This is a genomic window from Moorena sp. SIO3I6, from assembly GCF_010672095.1.
In genome coordinates, this window is sequence record NZ_JAAHHU010000028.1 from 1 (window position 1) to 16,404 (window position 16,404).

The 16,404-nt window shown below is 45.7% G+C and carries 9 protein-coding genes and 1 pseudogene; 3 read left to right on the forward strand and 7 right to left on the reverse strand.

The window, feature by feature from the left end; all coding sequences use genetic code 11:
- Positions 1 to 1,052: aminotransferase class I/II-fold pyridoxal phosphate-dependent enzyme (locus F6K49_RS10535; RefSeq protein WP_293096405.1), on the forward strand; the 1,052-nt coding region annotated here is incomplete at its 5' end.
- A 479-nt stretch (positions 1,053 to 1,531) separates the two neighbouring features.
- Entirely contained in the window at positions 1,532 to 2,746 is a 1,215-nt protein-coding gene (locus tag F6K49_RS10540; protein ID WP_075897520.1) for an RNA-guided endonuclease TnpB family protein, read from the forward strand.
- Positions 2,747 to 2,755: 9 nt separating this feature from the next.
- Here the strand turns inward: F6K49_RS10540 and F6K49_RS10545 are convergent, their stop codons facing one another.
- The 3 genes from F6K49_RS10545 to F6K49_RS10555 all read right to left on the reverse strand — a co-directional run bounded on the left by F6K49_RS10545 (position 2,756) and on the right by F6K49_RS10555 (position 6,763).
- Positions 2,756 to 4,393, reverse strand: a complete 1,638-nt coding sequence (locus F6K49_RS10545) for an ABC transporter permease subunit (RefSeq protein ID WP_293096408.1) — start codon at positions 4,391 to 4,393, stop codon at positions 2,756 to 2,758.
- A 397-nt stretch (positions 4,394 to 4,790) separates the two neighbouring features.
- Positions 4,791 to 5,558, reverse strand: a complete 768-nt coding sequence (locus tag F6K49_RS10550; RefSeq protein WP_293096412.1) for an ATP-binding cassette domain-containing protein — start codon at positions 5,556 to 5,558, stop codon at positions 4,791 to 4,793.
- Positions 5,559 to 5,842: 284 nt separating this feature from the next.
- Positions 5,843 to 6,763: a putative selenate ABC transporter substrate-binding protein gene (locus F6K49_RS10555; RefSeq protein ID WP_070391728.1), complete on the reverse strand. Its 921-nt coding sequence runs from the start codon at positions 6,761 to 6,763 to the stop codon at positions 5,843 to 5,845.
- A 299-nt stretch (positions 6,764 to 7,062) separates the two neighbouring features.
- Here F6K49_RS10555 and selD point away from each other — a divergent pair, with 299 nt between their 5' ends.
- Complete coding sequence (gene selD / locus F6K49_RS10560; protein WP_293043606.1) at positions 7,063 to 9,396, forward strand: selenide, water dikinase SelD; 2,334 nt, start codon at positions 7,063 to 7,065, stop codon at positions 9,394 to 9,396.
- Positions 9,397 to 9,650: 254 nt separating this feature from the next.
- Here the strand turns inward: selD and F6K49_RS10565 are convergent, their stop codons facing one another.
- The 4 genes and pseudogenes from F6K49_RS10565 to F6K49_RS10580 form a co-directional block, all read right to left on the reverse strand.
- On the reverse strand, positions 9,651 to 10,337 hold the full coding sequence (locus F6K49_RS10565) for a LamG domain-containing protein (RefSeq protein ID WP_293096517.1): 687 nt from the start codon (positions 10,335 to 10,337) through the stop codon (positions 9,651 to 9,653).
- 42 nt (positions 10,338 to 10,379) lie between these two features.
- Positions 10,380 to 11,354, reverse strand: a pseudogene (locus F6K49_RS10570) (family 2B encapsulin nanocompartment shell protein); the annotation flags it as partial.
- 208 nt (positions 11,355 to 11,562) lie between these two features.
- A complete protein-coding gene (locus F6K49_RS10575) occupies positions 11,563 to 12,792 on the reverse strand; it encodes a cysteine desulfurase (RefSeq protein WP_293070285.1) in 1,230 nt (409 codons plus the stop codon).
- A 1,480-nt stretch (positions 12,793 to 14,272) separates the two neighbouring features.
- Complete coding sequence (locus F6K49_RS10580) at positions 14,273 to 15,250, reverse strand: family 2A encapsulin nanocompartment shell protein (protein WP_293096416.1); 978 nt, start codon at positions 15,248 to 15,250, stop codon at positions 14,273 to 14,275.
- Positions 15,251 to 16,404 lie beyond the last annotated feature (1,154 nt).

The window sequence follows — 16,404 nt, forward strand, 5'->3', positions numbered from 1 at the left end:
CCCCAATTTATCTATCTACTACATTTGAACGTCAGCCAGACGGCAGCTACCCTCAGGGTTATAACTACAGTCGAGACAATAACCCGAATCGGGATAGTTTGGAGAAATGCCTGTCTAAATTGGAGGGGGGAGCAGCCGCCGCCGCTTTTTCTTCTGGTTCAGCAGCTACCTTGAGTATCTTCCAGGCTTTGTCTCCTGGAGACCATGTAGTTGCACCTCTAGATAGTTATACAGGAACTGGGTTTCTCTTGCGAGAAATTTTCGGCCCTTGGAATTTGGAGGTTACTTTTGTAGATATGGCTAACCCTAGCACAGTCATGGAGGCAGTTCAACCCAATACCAAGCTGATTTGGATAGAAACCCCTTCCAATCCAATGTTAAGGGTTACCGATATCAGCAAAATTGCCCATATTGCCCATCAGCATAATGTTTATTGTGTTTGCGATAACACTTGGGCAACACCGATTAGCCAACGTCCGTTGGAGTTGGGGGCAGATTTGGTTATACACTCCACAACCAAGTATCTCGGTGGACACAGTGATGTCTTAGGAGGTGCCGTGATTACTAAGGTTGAGGATGAATTTTTTCAAAAAATTAAAACAATTCAGATGGCTGGCGGTTCAGTAGCCGCTCCTTTCGACTGTTGGTTACTCCTGCGGAGCATTCAGACCTTACCCTACCGCATGAGAGCTCATTCAGAAAATGCCTTGAAGGTGGCACGGTTTTTAGAAGAACACTCCCAAGTAGAAGCTGTTCATTATCCGGGATTGCCAAACCATCCAGGACATAGGATTGCTGCTGGTCAGATGAACCTGTTTGGGGGTATGATTTCTTTCCAGGTGAAAGGAAACATCGAAGATGCCTTTGCCTTTACTGCCAAGGTGAAAGTATTTACACGAGCCACTAGCTTGGGTGGTGTCGAGAGTTTAGTCGAACATCGTGCTTCCATGGAATTTCCTGGTACCAGAACCCCAGACAATCTGTTACGGATGTCTGTTGGTCTTGAACATACTGATGATCTACTAGAAGATCTCGCTCAAGCTTTAGGTTAGTGAGGGGGCGTTGCACAATTGTGGGATGTTACCATTTTTTGCACATAACTAAAAGTGGCTTATAGTCTACAGTTCAAACTTCCTTCGGCAAATAGGTACATCATCCTGTTATTGTGCAACGCCAGTAAGGCAGAAGCATAATCCCATTACGAGGGGACGCACAAGTCGAAAGCCCCGCGTTTTTAAACCGGGTTAGAATTTACCGCAAGAATAGTGGAGCCTTTATAGTCGGCAGGTTATGAGTAAAAGTTTGAAGGTTTTTGTAATAAGGCTCCACTATTCTAAGGTTTCGTCTCCGGGATGAAGACTAGCAGCGACTTGAGTCGCCGTGAAAAAAATCTTGACTAGTACTTGACGCTTTTATATAAAATTGCTAGAGTAAAGACATATCGTTCGCGTAGCGCGACCGTTCGCGTAGCGTGACCGTTGGTCAAGGTCGAGGAGGTCGAATTTCGTTCGCGTAGCGTGATCTAAGGTCAATGATCATTCTAGAGTTTAAAGCCAAGGGCAAAAAGTATCAATATTCAGCTATAGACGAAGCTATCCGGACAGTTAAGTTTATCCGAAATAGTTGTATTCGCCTGTGGTTAGACAACAAAGGGACAGGAAAAAGTGACCTTAGCCGGTACTCTAAAATACTAGCTAAAGAGTTTACCTTTGCTAATGAATTAAACTCTACCGCTCGTCAGGCTGCATCTGAGAGGGCATGGTCATCGATTGTTCGCTTCTACGATAACTGCAAGAAAAAAGTTCCAGGCAAAAAGGGTTTTCCTAGATTCCAAAAGCGTGCTCGCTCTGTCGAGTACAAGAAGTCAGGATGGAAGTTATCTCCTGATAAAAAGTCGATAACGTTCACAGACAAAAAAGGGATTGGAAAGCTTAAGCTAAAGGGGACTTGGGACTTGTGGCGCTTCGACAAGAAGCAAATTAATCGGGTTCGGATAGTTAAACGAGCTGATGGGTACTATGTTCAATTTTGCGTTGCAGTTAACGTAAAAGAGGAAGTAGAGCACACAGGTGAAATGATTGGTCTGGATGTAGGACTCAAAGAGTTTTATACAGACTCCAATGGTCATTCTGAACCTAACCCCCAATTCTATAGAAAAGGGGAAAGACGTTTAAAATTTTATCAACGTCGGGTTTCCCGAAAAAAGAAAGGCTCATCCAACCGAAGAAAAGCGGTCAATATACTAGGTAGACAGCACCTTAAAATAAGTAGGCAGCGTGAAGAACATGCAAAGAGACTTGCACGTTGCGTAATCCGATCTAACGATCTGGTCGCCTACGAAGATTTAAGAGTTAAGAATCTGGTAAAAAATCACTGTCTCGCCAAATCTATTAATGACGCTGGTTGGTATCAATTTAGGAAATGGTTGGAGCATTTTGGGATTAAGTTTGGCAGGATGACTGTTGCAGTGAATCCTGCCTACACTAGCCAGAACTGTTCTGAATGCGGTGAAACTGTTAAAAAGTCCCTATCTACTAGGACTCATGTATGTGAATGTGGGTGTGAACTTGATAGAGACCACAATGCCGCTATCAACATCCGAAATCGAGCCATAAGTACGACGGGGCACGTCGGAACTTGGATTATTAATCCAAACGCTTCAGGAGATTTGGCCTCTACTGTCCTTGATTCCGGTCAGGTTCAGCAAGCCGAGTCATTGAGTGAAGAATCCCCGTCTCGCGATTAGCGGGGAGTGTCAATAGTTTAGAGATTTATGAGGAGTTATCGATTCTCTAGCGGCAGCACTCACCCAATCAACGAAAAAAGTCAAAAAGACAAAACAAACCAGCGTCATGCCCACACTGCGATAATCAAAGCTGCTCAGTTGTTCGGTCAACAACACCCCTAATCCTCCAGCCCCAACTAATCCTACAATGACCGTCTCCCGCATACACACCTCCCAGCGATAGAAAATATAAGCCAGAAAACGAGGTAAATTCATCGGGAATATCCCATAGAGAAACAAGAGTGCTCCTGGAGTTCCTTGTGCTTTTAAGGCTTCTAAGGGAGGCTTTTCCAAATTTTCATTTATTTCTGCCATCAACCTGCCAAGGATGCCTAGATTATGCAATCCTAGGGCGATCGCACCAGGTAAAACTCCCGGAAACATGACAAACATCACCACTAATGCCCAAATTGGGGCAGGAATAGCTCGGCAAAACAGTAGTATGATCCTGGTGAATACTAAGATAGACCAGCCTTGTAAGGCAGCTAATCGGGAAGCTTTTGGACTGGGATTGAGCAATCCCCCTGGTAGCAAAAAATTATGGGCTGCCGGAAAAGACAGAACAATCCCTACAAGACCAGAACCAGCACTGGCCAGGACAGACATAATTAGAGTTTGTAGTGATAACTTCCACAGCTGCGACAAGGGCACAGTCTTAAAATCGAGGGGAAATGATGCTTGGGCAATGTCACCCAAGAGTTTTTGAGTTCGGGGAGACCAAAACTTGCTCAGATCAGGACTGACATACAAAAACCCCAAACAGCACAAAGCCACTAAAATTAAAACTACTCTCAAATTAATCCGGCGGCGCAAGATGACACTACTGATGTCAATCGCAGCGCTTAATAAAACTAGGGCATAGAAAAATGTCCATAGTTGTTCGTAACGCAGAGACTGTAAACTCAGCAAGATCTCATAGCCCAACCCACCAGCCCCAACCAGTCCCAGTACAGTAGCTGAACGAATGGAACACTCAAAGCGATAGAGGGTGTAGGACAGGAGATTTGAAAAGGCTTGCGGAATGATACTGTAAAGAAAGGCCATCAAGGGGGACACGCCACTACTGAGTAATGCCATCAAAGCACCCCGGGGCGTTTCATCCAGAATTTCTGAGAAGACCTTCGCGACTATTGCCCCATAGGGAATGGCGATGGCCATAATGGCCGCCAGAGGATCTAAACCCCAGATACTGACAAAAAAAATGCCCCAGATCATCTCATGAATTGCTCTGGGGAAGGCCAGCAGTCCCCGAATTCCCAGCCAGATGGGTTGTCGCAGAGTCCAGTGAGGCAAGACTGTCAACCACCAAACCTGGGAGGTGATAACTCCTGCCACCACGCCGAGCAAGATACTCAGAAAAGTGCCGCAGGCGGCATAAGCTAGGGTCGTGAGGGTAGCCTTCAGGGTCAGCTGCAGAAACTCAGGACTCACTTCGGGGTGCAAACTCGCCCGCAAGAACCGCAACAGTTGGTAAAATCCTCCCACATTAACAAGATCTTGCTCAAAGATACCAGCTTTAACAACCGCCATCCCGATAAAAATGACAAAACAAATTCCCCACAGCAGGCTGCGATTCAGTAATGGTGGACGAGATAAACTTTGAGTCATCTAAGTTATTGCAACGGATTTTAATAGTATTTTGGTTTCAAGGGAACAGTGGATAAAGTAACAGGGAAAATAAAACGGGTAACAGGGAACACAAATAGAGATTTATATAATACCATAACACCCTAAAACTAGAGGTTAATAGACGCAACAAACGAAATAAATGGTAGTGTAAATATGTAATAACTTAGCTTTAATGTAGTAAAAAATTAGGCAATTAATATAACTACTTTGGTCACGCTAATATCGTTTATAAAATTTTTTTTAAATTATAATTTTTCACAAGTTTAATTTTCTTTATTTGACTCGATTAAAGATTATGTGGAGATGTCTAATGTGTCTTAAACTTTCCTTCGACTGCTATATAAGTTGAGACGGAAAGGTTCCTGAAAATTGAAAACTATACATTCATAAGATCAGTCTCTGTAGCATATAATTTGTCGATCATGCTCTGAGACAAAACCGCTGGAGGAACATCAAAGACAATCTGTCCCCGTTGCAATCCCACCAAGCGATCGCAATGACTGCAGGCGAATTCGAGAGAATGCAGACTAGTTACTAATGTCTTTCCCCCGGTTTCAGTTATCTCCTTGAGCAAATCCATAATTTCCCGACTCATTTGCCTGTCCAGGTTAGAAATCGGTTCATCAGCAATAATCACGTCAGGATTTTGCACCAGCACTCTAGCTAAGGCAACCCTTTGTTGCTGTCCTCCAGACAGTTCCTCGGTTGGTGCATAAAGCTTTTCGGGAATTCCTACCTGAGCTAAAGCCTTGAGAGCAGTGTCTACCTCTTGGGGAAACAATAAAGAAACAAGAGCTTTCATTAATGACCAGCGTCCTAAATGACCCGCATTAACGTTATGAATCACCCGGAGGTTATTGACTAGATTGAACTGTTGGTAAACGGTGCCAAGGCGACGCTGCACCTGACGCAATTGGCGCGGGGAGATTCTAGCTAGATTACGACCTAAGACCCAGACTTCTCCTTCGCTGGGGAGTAAGATGCCATTGAGCAGGCGCATCAAGGTACTTTTACCTGCACCACTCGCCCCCACTAGGGCAACTCGTTCCCCAGGATAAATCTTGAGGTTAAGGTTAGTCAATGCCCGAAACTGGCCAAATTGCTGGGATACCTGTTTGAGTTCAAAGATAGGAATTTTAGTCATTGGTGATTAGTGATAAGCTCTTCAGCATTTGGCGTTGCTTAATATTGGAATGATTTTAAAAGTTTTTAGGTGCGCTTTCCGCATCTAATTATTAAATTCGCCACGGGTCGCACCTGTGGAATGGGCATCTTGCCTGTTCGGCGATCTTTTCTGGCTGGCAGGATGCCCACCCTACTCCTATTCAGCGCGAAGACTGACGCAACGCCACCTAAATTGCTCAAAGGTAACAGGGAACAGCGGATAAAGGAACGGGGAATAGCCAATTTAAATGTAGATCAGCTTATTTACTTAATCTTGCCAATTTTCCGTCCAATTTTCTCAATTTGGGCATAGTTGTCATTTTTTGTAGAAATAAATTTAGTAGCTCCAAATAAGTCAAGAATTTCTTTTTGCTCGGGAACATTAGGATCTAGCTTTAACAAGGCGGCTTGAACCCGCTCGACAAAATCATCCCCGTAGCGTTCTTTGACTTTAGGATTAATCACCCAGTGATAATCATAGTAAGCTGGAGTTCGCCAAATCAACTCTACTTTTTTTAAGTCCACATTCCCAGCTGCAACGCGACTCTTCCAGACCTGTTCGTTCAAGGCTCCTACCTTGTAGCTCCCTGCCTCAACCAATTGAATGGTGGCATCGTGGGATTTGGAAAACCCAACTTCACCTTTAAAATCGTCTAAGGTTACCCCTGCTTGTTCGAGAAAATACTGGGGCATCAAGCGTCCAGAGGTAGATGACTCACTGCCAAAAGTTAAGGTATGACCTTTCAAAACTTTTAAATCTTTAATATCCTTAATGGGTTTGAGCCCGCTGCTTTTATTGGCGATAAAAACGGTGTGAAATTCAGCATCAATATCCCGTTGAGCGATCGCTTCAGCCTCTTCTACCTGTAACCGTGCTTGAACCCCAGTCAGTCCACCAAACCAGACCAGATCCAAGTCCCCCACCCGAAAAGCTGTTACCGCTGCTGCATAGTCAATCACAGGCTTGTATTCTACCGGAACCTTTAATTCTGCTTCTAGGTAAGCTGCAAGCTTGCCGTAGAGTCGCTGTAACTTTTCAGGATCTTGATCGGGGATTGCTCCAGTGGTAAAAGATTGAACCTGAGCCCCATTTCCAGACGAGGATGTAGAATCGGAGCTAGGGGAACAGGCAGTAACCGGTAGTAATAGGACTAAAAGAAAACCTAGTAAGATTTTTTTGTTCATTGTTTTCTTCCTTGATCATCAAACTGTGAAGATTATACTTTGGCTAAGGTAAAAATTGAATTTTTTTTATCCCAGATTTCGCCGATCAAGTTGTAGTATTAAAGTAATACGCTAATAATTCTGTGTAGCTTGGCGATTTTTTTTACCTATAAATAGTTAATTTGGCGCTATCGATGTTTGATCAGCCACAGATAAAGCCTGATTATTACCTATGACACTGTCAAGTCTGGGATGTGGGTTTTATTGAAGCAAAATTAGATAAACTGAAGACAGCTTTTTCAATTTTTTCAACGGGTCTCATGCAGCCAGCTCCTCAACCGATCACCACAGATTTAGTCTTAGTTGGTGGTGGTCACAGCCATGCGATCGCTCTCAAAAAGTTTGCCATGAAACCTCTGCCTGGTGTCCGTATAACCCTGATTACCGACAATGCCCACACCCCCTATTCGGGAATGCTACCAGGTCATGTTGCCGGTTTTTACACCTACGATGAAGCTCACATCGACTTGCGTCGTCTGGCGGTGTTTTCCAAAGCCCAGTTATATTTAGACCAAGCGATTGGTCTGGAGTTAACTGAAAAGAAAGTAATTTGTGCCAATCATCCCCCTGTTGCCTTTGATTATTTATCCATTGATATTGGCAGTACGCCAGCAAGGGTTGGAACACCTGGTGCAGCTAAGTATGCGATTCCTGCAAAACCGGTTCCCCTGTTTTTGGCAGCCTGGGAGCAAATCGCTGCCCAGGTGGAACACAATCCCATGGGCCCTCTCACCTTGGGTATTGTTGGGGGTGGAGCTGGTGGAGTAGAACTGGCCCTGAACATGCAAGCAAAATTGCATCAAATTTTAACCGATGCTGGTCAACCGACGGAGAAGTTACAAATTCATTTATTCCATCGAGGTACTCAACTGTTACCCCAGCACAATCGTTGGGTCCGGGGTCACTTAGAAAAAATTTTATTCCAACGAGGAATTAGAATCCATTTAAGGGAAGAAGTGAGTCAAATATCTGCTGATGCCGATCAATCCCAACCCCTCAAGGTGATCTGTGACTCTGGCTTAAAAGTTGAATGCCACCATGTCTTTTGGGTGACTCAAGCCTCGGCTCCCAGTTGGATTAAAGCCTCAGGACTAGCCACTGATGAGCGCGGGTTCATTCTCGTTGCCGATACCTTACAGTCGATTTCCCATCCCCATGTCTTTGCTACTGGAGATATTGCCACCATGCAAAACTACCAGCGGCCTAAAGCTGGGGTATTTGCTGTTCGTCAGGGAAAACCATTATTTGAAAACCTGCGACGGATTGTCTTAGGCCAAAAACTGCTCCCTTACCATCCCCAGGCTCGATATTTAAGTTTAATTGGCACGGGGGACAAACAAGCGATCGCTTCTTGGTCATTTTTGGAGTGGCGCTCACCGCTGCTGTGGCTATGGAAAGACCAAATTGACCGCAAATTCATGGATAAGTTTGACGATTTACCGTCAATGGAAGCGGAAGAACCAAGCAGTAGGGGAGATCAAGAGTCCAAAAGACAAGAAGACAATCTCTCCAGTTCCCTGTTGCCATCACCGATTAGCAAACCCAAAATGCACTGTGCAGGCTGTGGTTCAAAGGTGGGTAGTACAATCCTAGAAAAGGTGATCAAACGGCTGCCGATCATGGGAGGAGCCGATATTATGATTGGATTGGGGGACCCAGATGACGCAGCTGTTTTGCAAGTGCCAGCCGGTCAACTGCTGGTACAGACAGTCGATTATTTTCGTAGCTTGATCGATGACCCCTATATCTTCGGTCAAGTTGCCAGCAATCACTGTTTGAGTGACATTTTTGCCATGGGAGCAACCCCTCAAAGTGCCTTAGCCATCGTCACCATTCCCTACGGGACAGACGAAAAGATCGAGGAAACCCTCTATCAATTGATGTCGGGAGCCAATAAAATCCTCCAAGACTGTCAGAGTCCCTTAATTGGTGGTCACACCACTGAAGGCGCGGAATTAGCCTTTGGTCTGTCCTGCAACGGGCTAGTTAATCCCGACCAACTTTTGCGCAAAAGTGGGATGAAACCTGGGCAAGTGTTGATGCTAACCAAAGCTATTGGTACAGGAACACTGTTTGCAGCTGATATGCGCTACCAAGCTAAAGGTCGCTGGATTGAGCAGGCCCTTGAATCCATGTTGCTCTCCAATCAAACTGCTGCCCAAGTCCTTCTTGAATCCGGCGCAACAGCCTGCACTGACATTACTGGATTTGGGCTGTTCGGACACCTTTTAGAGATGGTAAAAGCCTCCCAAGTGGGAGTTGAATTAGACTTAGATGCCATACCGATTTTGCCAGGAGCCATAGAAACCGTGGAAGCAGGAATTACCAGTTCCCTACACCCTCAAAATTTACGACTAGCCATCTACATCAATAATGCTACCCAGGTTGGTGATTTAGCCAAATACCAGTTGTTATTTGACCCTCAAACCTCTGGTGGACTCCTGGCTGCTATTCCAGCTGAAAACGTTGATGAATGTATCAAGAAGTTGAAAACATTTGGCCACAAACAAAGCTCCTTGATTGGTAGGGTTATTCCTGCTCCGGAAACTATGCCAATTACCCTGAGGAATGTAGAATTGGGAATTGAGAATTGAGAATTGAGAATTGAGAATTGAGAATGCAGTATTGGGCATCTTGCCTGTCCTTAGTTCTTTGTGGAATGGGCGTCTCGCCCGTCCAAAACATGCAAGTTAAATGTCGAACAGCTTAGGTGGGCAAAAATGGGCGATTTATCAGTCTAATCCTTAAAGATATTCATTTTGCCCACCCTACTAGCTTTGATTACTTGTGGGATAGACATTTTACCTGTCCTTGCCCACCCTACTAGCTCTGCTTTTGCAGATTTTGTTCAAAGCTGTAAATCATCAGCAGTCCCCCAAGTTGCACCATTAATTGTGCCATTGTTACCATGACTTGTACGATCAGAAACGGTATTGCCACTCCCTTCGTTCAAAGGCCAATATCCCTCTAGTCCTGGTTCATTCGAGATCAAACGGCAAGATATATCCTTTTGGATTTCTGCCTGAGTACGAGTCACTCCCCAAAGCCTAACTTCAGCAATCTTACCCTTAAAAAGATGGGTTTCATTGTTATCGTTATATCTGCCAATTGCTAAATCATTTTCGGGCTTGTAATCAATACCAGAAGATTCTAGAGCTCGATTTGCTTTTTCTACTCCATCTACATAGACCTTCATTTCTTTACCATCGTAAGTTCCAGCAATATGATGCCATTGATTTAATGTAAGGCTATTGCTTTTACTATTCAAATAAATAATTTTTTGAGATGAGGTTTTCAAAGCAAAAAATATCCCGCTTTTCCCATTGAGTAAGAGACCGTATCCACTCTTAGCAGCACCTGTATCAAAAACATTGGAAATAATACCAGCCTCTCTAACTTGGGCTTCACAATAAACCCAAGCTTCTAGGGTGATCTCTTTGGCAATTTTAAATTCAGGCTGATTTCCCAAATCGATATAATCATCCTGACCATCAAACGTGAGAACGGCCTGTTTGGATGACACATTGGAAGACACAGAAGATGCCGAGGGTCTTTTCCTACTATTTGCATCTTCATCATAGTAGCAACCAATATCTACATTTTCTAGTACCCCCAAAGCATCGGGAACCAGCACAGCGGCGGAAAAGTAAAGGGTGACGAGGTAGGAGGCGATCGCTTTCTGGTCAATGCCCATCAACCGTACGGACACACCTGGAATCTCTTCATGTTCGCCAATCAAACCTGTTTTACGTAGCCCTACCACTCCTTGCTGCGCTTCACCCACGCGCATCAGCAGAATATTGGATTTGCCTTTGGCATCCACGGCAAGTTTGTTACTGGCAATAATGGGAACCCCGCGCCAGGTGATAAAGGGAGATCCAAACAGGTTAACTGTGGCTGGGGGAACCCCACGACGAGTGCATTCCCGACCAAAGGCAGCGATCGCCTTGGGGTGAGCCAAGAAAAAGGCTGGTTGTTTCCACACCTTAGCCAGGAGTTCATCAAAATCATCTGGGGTAGGGGGGCCTGTGCGCGTTGAGAGTCGCATGGAAGGATCCGCCCTGTGGAGTAACCCAAAGGCTCGGTCTGGATCACCATTGCCATCGTTGTTGACAATTTCCCATTCCTTGCGCTCCCTTAGCGCTTCAATAGTCAAGCGCAACTGCTCTTGCAACTGATCTCTGGCATTGCTGTAGAGGTCACTGACCCGGGTATGCACCCGCACAATCGTTTGAGCCACCCTTAAGGGATATTCCGGCGGATCATCGTCGTAGTCAACAAAGGTTTGGGTGAGGGTGGGTTCCCCTTCGTGACAACTTAAGATGTCAATGTTCTTTTCTCCGTCATCGTTTGCGGAAAAACCCTCTGAAATCCTGACATCCCGTCGGTTGACACGGTAAGTCCCCCCTGACACTTCAACCCAAGGCAATAGCTGGAGCAACCAGCGTGGTGAAATGGCCCGCATTTGCAGCGGGGATTTGGTGGTACAGGCTAGTTTCTTGGCGGCCCGAACACTTACACTCTGTTGTGGGTGCTCCGATGTGTAAACCATAGAATCGGTTCTCTTAAACGATTAGGGTCTAAGAGTAAACGCATCTAATTGGCACGATTCCTATATATAGTGTATTTAAAATTAAATAAACACTATTTTATGTATAAAATTCCTTGTCAACAAGCCCAATAAAGCCTGGTTTATTGAAAAATACTCCCAGTTTATTGACAAGATGCGTTTACCCTGATTACGATATTTGGATTGAGTTTTAAGATAACTGGTGTTTTGCTTTTTTAATTGCTGCGATCAGCTTATCTACTTCTCCAAAGGTGTTGTAAAAGGCTAAGGATGGGCGCACAGTGCTAGTCAACCCAAACCGTTTCAGGGTGGGTTGGGCACAATGATGTCCGGCACGTACGGCAATGCCTTCACTATCCAAGAATTTCCCCATATCCTCTGAAGAAATATTCTTAAGGGTAAAGGACAACGTACTGACCTTATCCGGCGCTGTACCAATCTGGCGCAATCCTGGAATAGCTGCCATTGCCGCTGTGGCATAGGCCATCAATGCTTCTTCATGTTTAGCCGCCGCTTCAAAACCAATTTGATTGAGATAGTCAATGGCTGCCCCTAAACCTACAGCTGCTGCCAGGTTGCCGGTACCTGCTTCAAATTTAGCTGGAATGTCGTTAAAGGTGGTTTTTTCAAAGGAAACAGACTCAATCATGTTGCCACCGCCTTGCCAGGGGGGCATCTCTTTGAGTAAAGCTGCCTTGCCATAGAGAGCACCAATGCCAGTGGGGCCAAAGAGCTTGTGACCGGAGAAAACATAAAAGTCAGCCCCCAGGTCTTGAACATTGGTTCGGAAATGGGGAACCGATTGAGCCCCATCGACCACCACCGTAGCACCATGGCGATGAGCCATAGCTGCCATGGTTTTGATGGGCAGCACCGTTCCCAAGACATTGGAAACATGACTCAGAGCAACGATACGGGTGCGATCGCTGAGCAGTTTTTGATATTCCTCCAGTAGGATTTGCCCTTGATCACTAATAGGAGCAACCTTTAACACAGCTCCTTTCTCTTGGGCTAGCATCTGCCAGGGCACAATGTTAGAGTGGTGCTCTAAGGTAGTGAGCAAAATCTCATCCCCAGCTTTAACATGCTTGCGACCATAGGTTTGCGCCACCAGATTAATCCCTTCGGTCGTACCCCGTACAAAGACAATTTCCTTGGCTAAACTTGCGCCCAGAAACCGTTGAATTTTCTCCCGAGCGTCTTCGTAGGCATTGGTAGAGCGCGCCGCTAGGGTATGAGCCCCTCGGTGTACATTGGAATTATCCTGCTCGTAGAACTGGGATAGAGTATCGATCACGCTCTGGGGTTTTTGACTGGTGGCCGCATTATCCATCCAGATCAGTGGCTTGCCATGAACCTGCTGGTGCAGAATTGGGAAGTCTCGCCGTACCGCTTCCACATCAAAGCCATCCTGGGGCAGTTGCGAGGTTTGTTGCTCAGTGGAAGGCTTGGATGAAGTTGACTCCGCCGGTTTTGAGTCTGGCAAAAAGTAAAACTTAGGTGTGCTTCCAGGGGGCAGGGGCACCGCTGCTGGAGGTTCGGTTAGAGACTGATGCAGATCTGCTTCACTCAGAGGAATGCGACCAACCCCTTCCTCTAAAATGCTCAGGAACTCGGCACCGGGTAGCATCTCAACCTGAGGTAGAGCCTCGCTCGTGCTCCGTCCCCCAAGTTGTTTGAGGTTTTGGATTTCCCCTTCCCCTTGACCTTGTAGCTCACGGCTTTGGGTTTCTATTACCCCTCCGAGTTGTTCGGGAGCCACCATGTTGCTACCGGATGGGTCACCAGCAGGTAGCGTAGAGGCAGCAGAGGTCATGGTTGGAGACAGATTTGGCAAAAAGTAATAATCGGGGGAACTTTCATCAAATAAAGACGCAGGTTGGGAAGAAGCCGGTGTTTTCCCCTGGATATCAGGAGAGGATTGTTGGCCCACTGCACCAGCTTGTTCAGGGTTTAGCACCGTTTTAGCTTTTGGTTCAACCTCCGATCCTACCTGTTCAGGGTTCTGCAATGCTGTACTGGTAGATCCTGCTGCTCCCATCTGGTCTGAGCCAGATTGAGGGGAAGCTGGAAGAGCTGGTTCTGTTGGCAGAACGGCTGCCATGCCTTGCTCAAACAGACGCTGTAATTCGGCTGAGTCGGGTAGGAACTCGCTGAGGCTGAGATCCCCCATCCCTGTCATGCCATTGCCACTGCTTGGAGATTGACTGGGTACTTGACGCCCTTGCCGATTGGCTTCGGTAGCAGCAGTGCTGGGTGCAGTTGTGCTTTTGGTTGCTGCCTCACTGGTTTGAGTCGGAGACAACTTGGGGGTTTGTGCTGAGGAGATCTCAGGCATTAAGGCAGAGCCAGAGGTATCCCCCTGAGGCACTGGCGTTAATGGGGCAGATGTGGGTGTTTTTCCCTGCAGATCAGGAGATTGCTGACTAGTTCCAGCCATCTGGTCTGGGGTTGACCCGCTGGACAGCAGCTGTTGAGCTTCAGCTCCCAATAGGTCTAGACTCCCCAAACCAGACATAAGTGGTTGAGCCTCAGAGATGATTGGGTCTATTATTTGGCCTAGACCCTGTAGGCTGGACAGCTGCTGTTGGGCATCAGACAGCAATTGCTCTGGACTTTGCCCACTAGTGGTCTGCTGGGGTTGAGCCTCCGGTTGCTTGGGACTCTGGCTGCTGGATTGGGGTTGAGCAGCCGCTACGGGTTGACTTAAACCCTGTCCAGTCAGCATTTGTGGTATCATGCCAGCCATTGCCTGTGGTGAGGTTAGCGGTTCGGGTAGCTGGGCCAAGAGCTGATTCAATATTTGATCTAACATTTGGGGATCGGATAGATCCCCTCCGAAAGAACTTTCAAGGGGTTGACTGTTCTGAGGCGATGGGGAAAGATTTAAACCTTGTTGTTCAGTCATAATTATGGTATGTCGTAATATCTACGTTCTCCAGAACGCCCAGGGCGTCGGGCACAAGGCAGGCTACGGAAAAATAGGTAGTAATCAGGTAAGTGGCAATCCCCTGGTCATTGATCCCCATTAAGCGCACGGACACGCCCGGCACTTGTTCTCCAGACACGCCAGTTTTGTGTAGACCCACCACCCCTTGGGCGGCTTCGCCAACTCGCATCAGCAGAATATTGGTTTTGCCCTCGTTTACCTTCAACTTATTACTGGGAACTACCGGAACCCCTCGCCAGGTGATATAGGGTGAACCAAATAGTTGAACGGTTGCAGGAGGAACACCCCGGAGCGTACATTCTCGACCAAAGGCAGCGATCGCTTGGGGGTGAGCTAAGAAAAATGCTGGCTGTTTCCAGACCTTTGCCAATAGTTCATCAAAGTCATCCGGTGTGGGTGGCCCAGTACGAGTGGAGATGCGCATAGATGGATCTGCGGCATGGAGTAAGCCATAGGCTTTGTCGGGATCACCATCACCATCATGGTTAATAAGGTCATTTTCCTTACGTTCCATCAATCCTTCAACGGTGAGGCGCAACTGCTCTCGCACCTGATCCGTGGCATTGCTGTAGAGATCACCGACTCGGGTATGAACCTTCAAGATTGTCTGGGCAATACTCAAAGGATACTCCCGAGGTTCATCGTCGTAGTCAACAAAGGTTTGGGTGACGCTGGGTTCGCCTTCGTGACCACTTAATATTTCAATGTTCTTTTCCCCATCATCGTTCGTGGGCATCCCTTCTGTAACTCTGATATCTCGGCGGTTCACCCGGTAAGTACCACCTGAAACCTCAACCCAAGGTAGAAGCTTGAGGAGTAAACGTGGGGTCTTCCCCCGCATTTGGGGCGCTGTTTTAGTCGTCGTCGCTAAATTACGCGCTGTTTGAGTACTTAAGCTTTGTTGCGGTTGGTCTGATGTATAAACCATCTCTTAAATCCAAGCAGTACATTAATTTTATTCACCTGGATTAATATACTATTCTCCTGAGGCGGACAGCAATTTAGAATAAATAAATCTTTGATCTTGTTAGGTAATCGGTAATATTTCTTAATTAACCATGGCTTATTGTGCTTGTTGACAAGGGATTTTCCAAATTATATAGTGTTTATTGAATTACCAAAACACTATATAATGAAATATTGCACAACTACAAAAAACTTAATAACGGCAGTGATAACAATCAATTTCAGTACTTAAATAGTCAAATATTATCACTTTTACCTGTTTCCCGTTCCCTGTTCCCTAGTTTTACAGGTAAAATTTTAACTTGGTGCAGTATCTAAGTATACTCAGCTCTTGTACCTGATCAGACAAAAATAAAAACCTAGCTCATTTAACCAATGCATAAGTATATCTAACCAGGGCTATTTCATGGTGGAAAATGCGCTCTTTGTTTATCTATTCAAAACTGGCACCATCTTTGTGCCTAAGCTATATTTGAAAAGTAATCAGAATGAAAGATATTTAGAGCAAAGTTACGAGCAACGACAAAGATTTAAGGTAACTGATGCATCCAAATACGTGAAGCATTTCACCAACAAGCAGCATTTTCGACCTTGCTTGTCAGTCAATATAATATAAGGCATCTTGCCGGTTTTGTGTCAAAGACTTTGTGCAAAAATCCCACACTCACACTTGGCGGTAGGCCATGGGTGGTCGATCACGCTTGCAGATTTGGGGCTTTTTTTCCTGGAAGCTAAAAGCTGATCAGGTCATCGAGAATCCTAAGTAACTTGATTTCACTATAACCAATCAGCCATCTTAGGGAGTGAGCAAAGTGCGATGTTGAGTTTGCGATCGCATCAGGGTTTGTATACAGTTATAAAAAGTGTCACATAGTCTAGCAATATCTCAAACTATTTGGTATACTTAAGGGAGGTTTAGTGAACAGCACAAGAAAATGTCGCAGAGTCTACCAAAAACTCTTATTATTTGTTAAACTTAAGTTAGGGTAACACCGACAGGGATTATTATGTAACTTAAATTAAAGCCGAAAACCAAGGGTTTAATAGTTGCGCTCTCTATCCCGGTGGAACCAACTTTGTTGACATTTTTATGGCGCTCGCGGGATATTCCGTCAG

What these genes read in the sequence shown, in the direction of transcription:
- F6K49_RS10540 (WP_075897520.1), top strand. Translation starts at nt 1,532, where the DNA reads ATGATCATTCTAGAGTTTAAAGCCAAGGGCAAAAAGTATCAATATTCA.
- F6K49_RS10545 (WP_293096408.1), bottom strand. Translation starts at nt 4,393, where the DNA reads ATGACTCAAAGTTTATCTCGTCCACCATTACTGAATCGCAGCCTGCTG.
- F6K49_RS10550 (WP_293096412.1), bottom strand. Translation starts at nt 5,558, where the DNA reads ATGACTAAAATTCCTATCTTTGAACTCAAACAGGTATCCCAGCAATTT.
- F6K49_RS10555 (WP_070391728.1), bottom strand. Translation starts at nt 6,763, where the DNA reads ATGAACAAAAAAATCTTACTAGGTTTTCTTTTAGTCCTATTACTACCG.
- selD (WP_293043606.1), top strand. Translation starts at nt 7,063, where the DNA reads ATGCAGCCAGCTCCTCAACCGATCACCACAGATTTAGTCTTAGTTGGT.
- F6K49_RS10580 (WP_293096416.1), bottom strand. Translation starts at nt 15,250, where the DNA reads ATGGTTTATACATCAGACCAACCGCAACAAAGCTTAAGTACTCAAACA.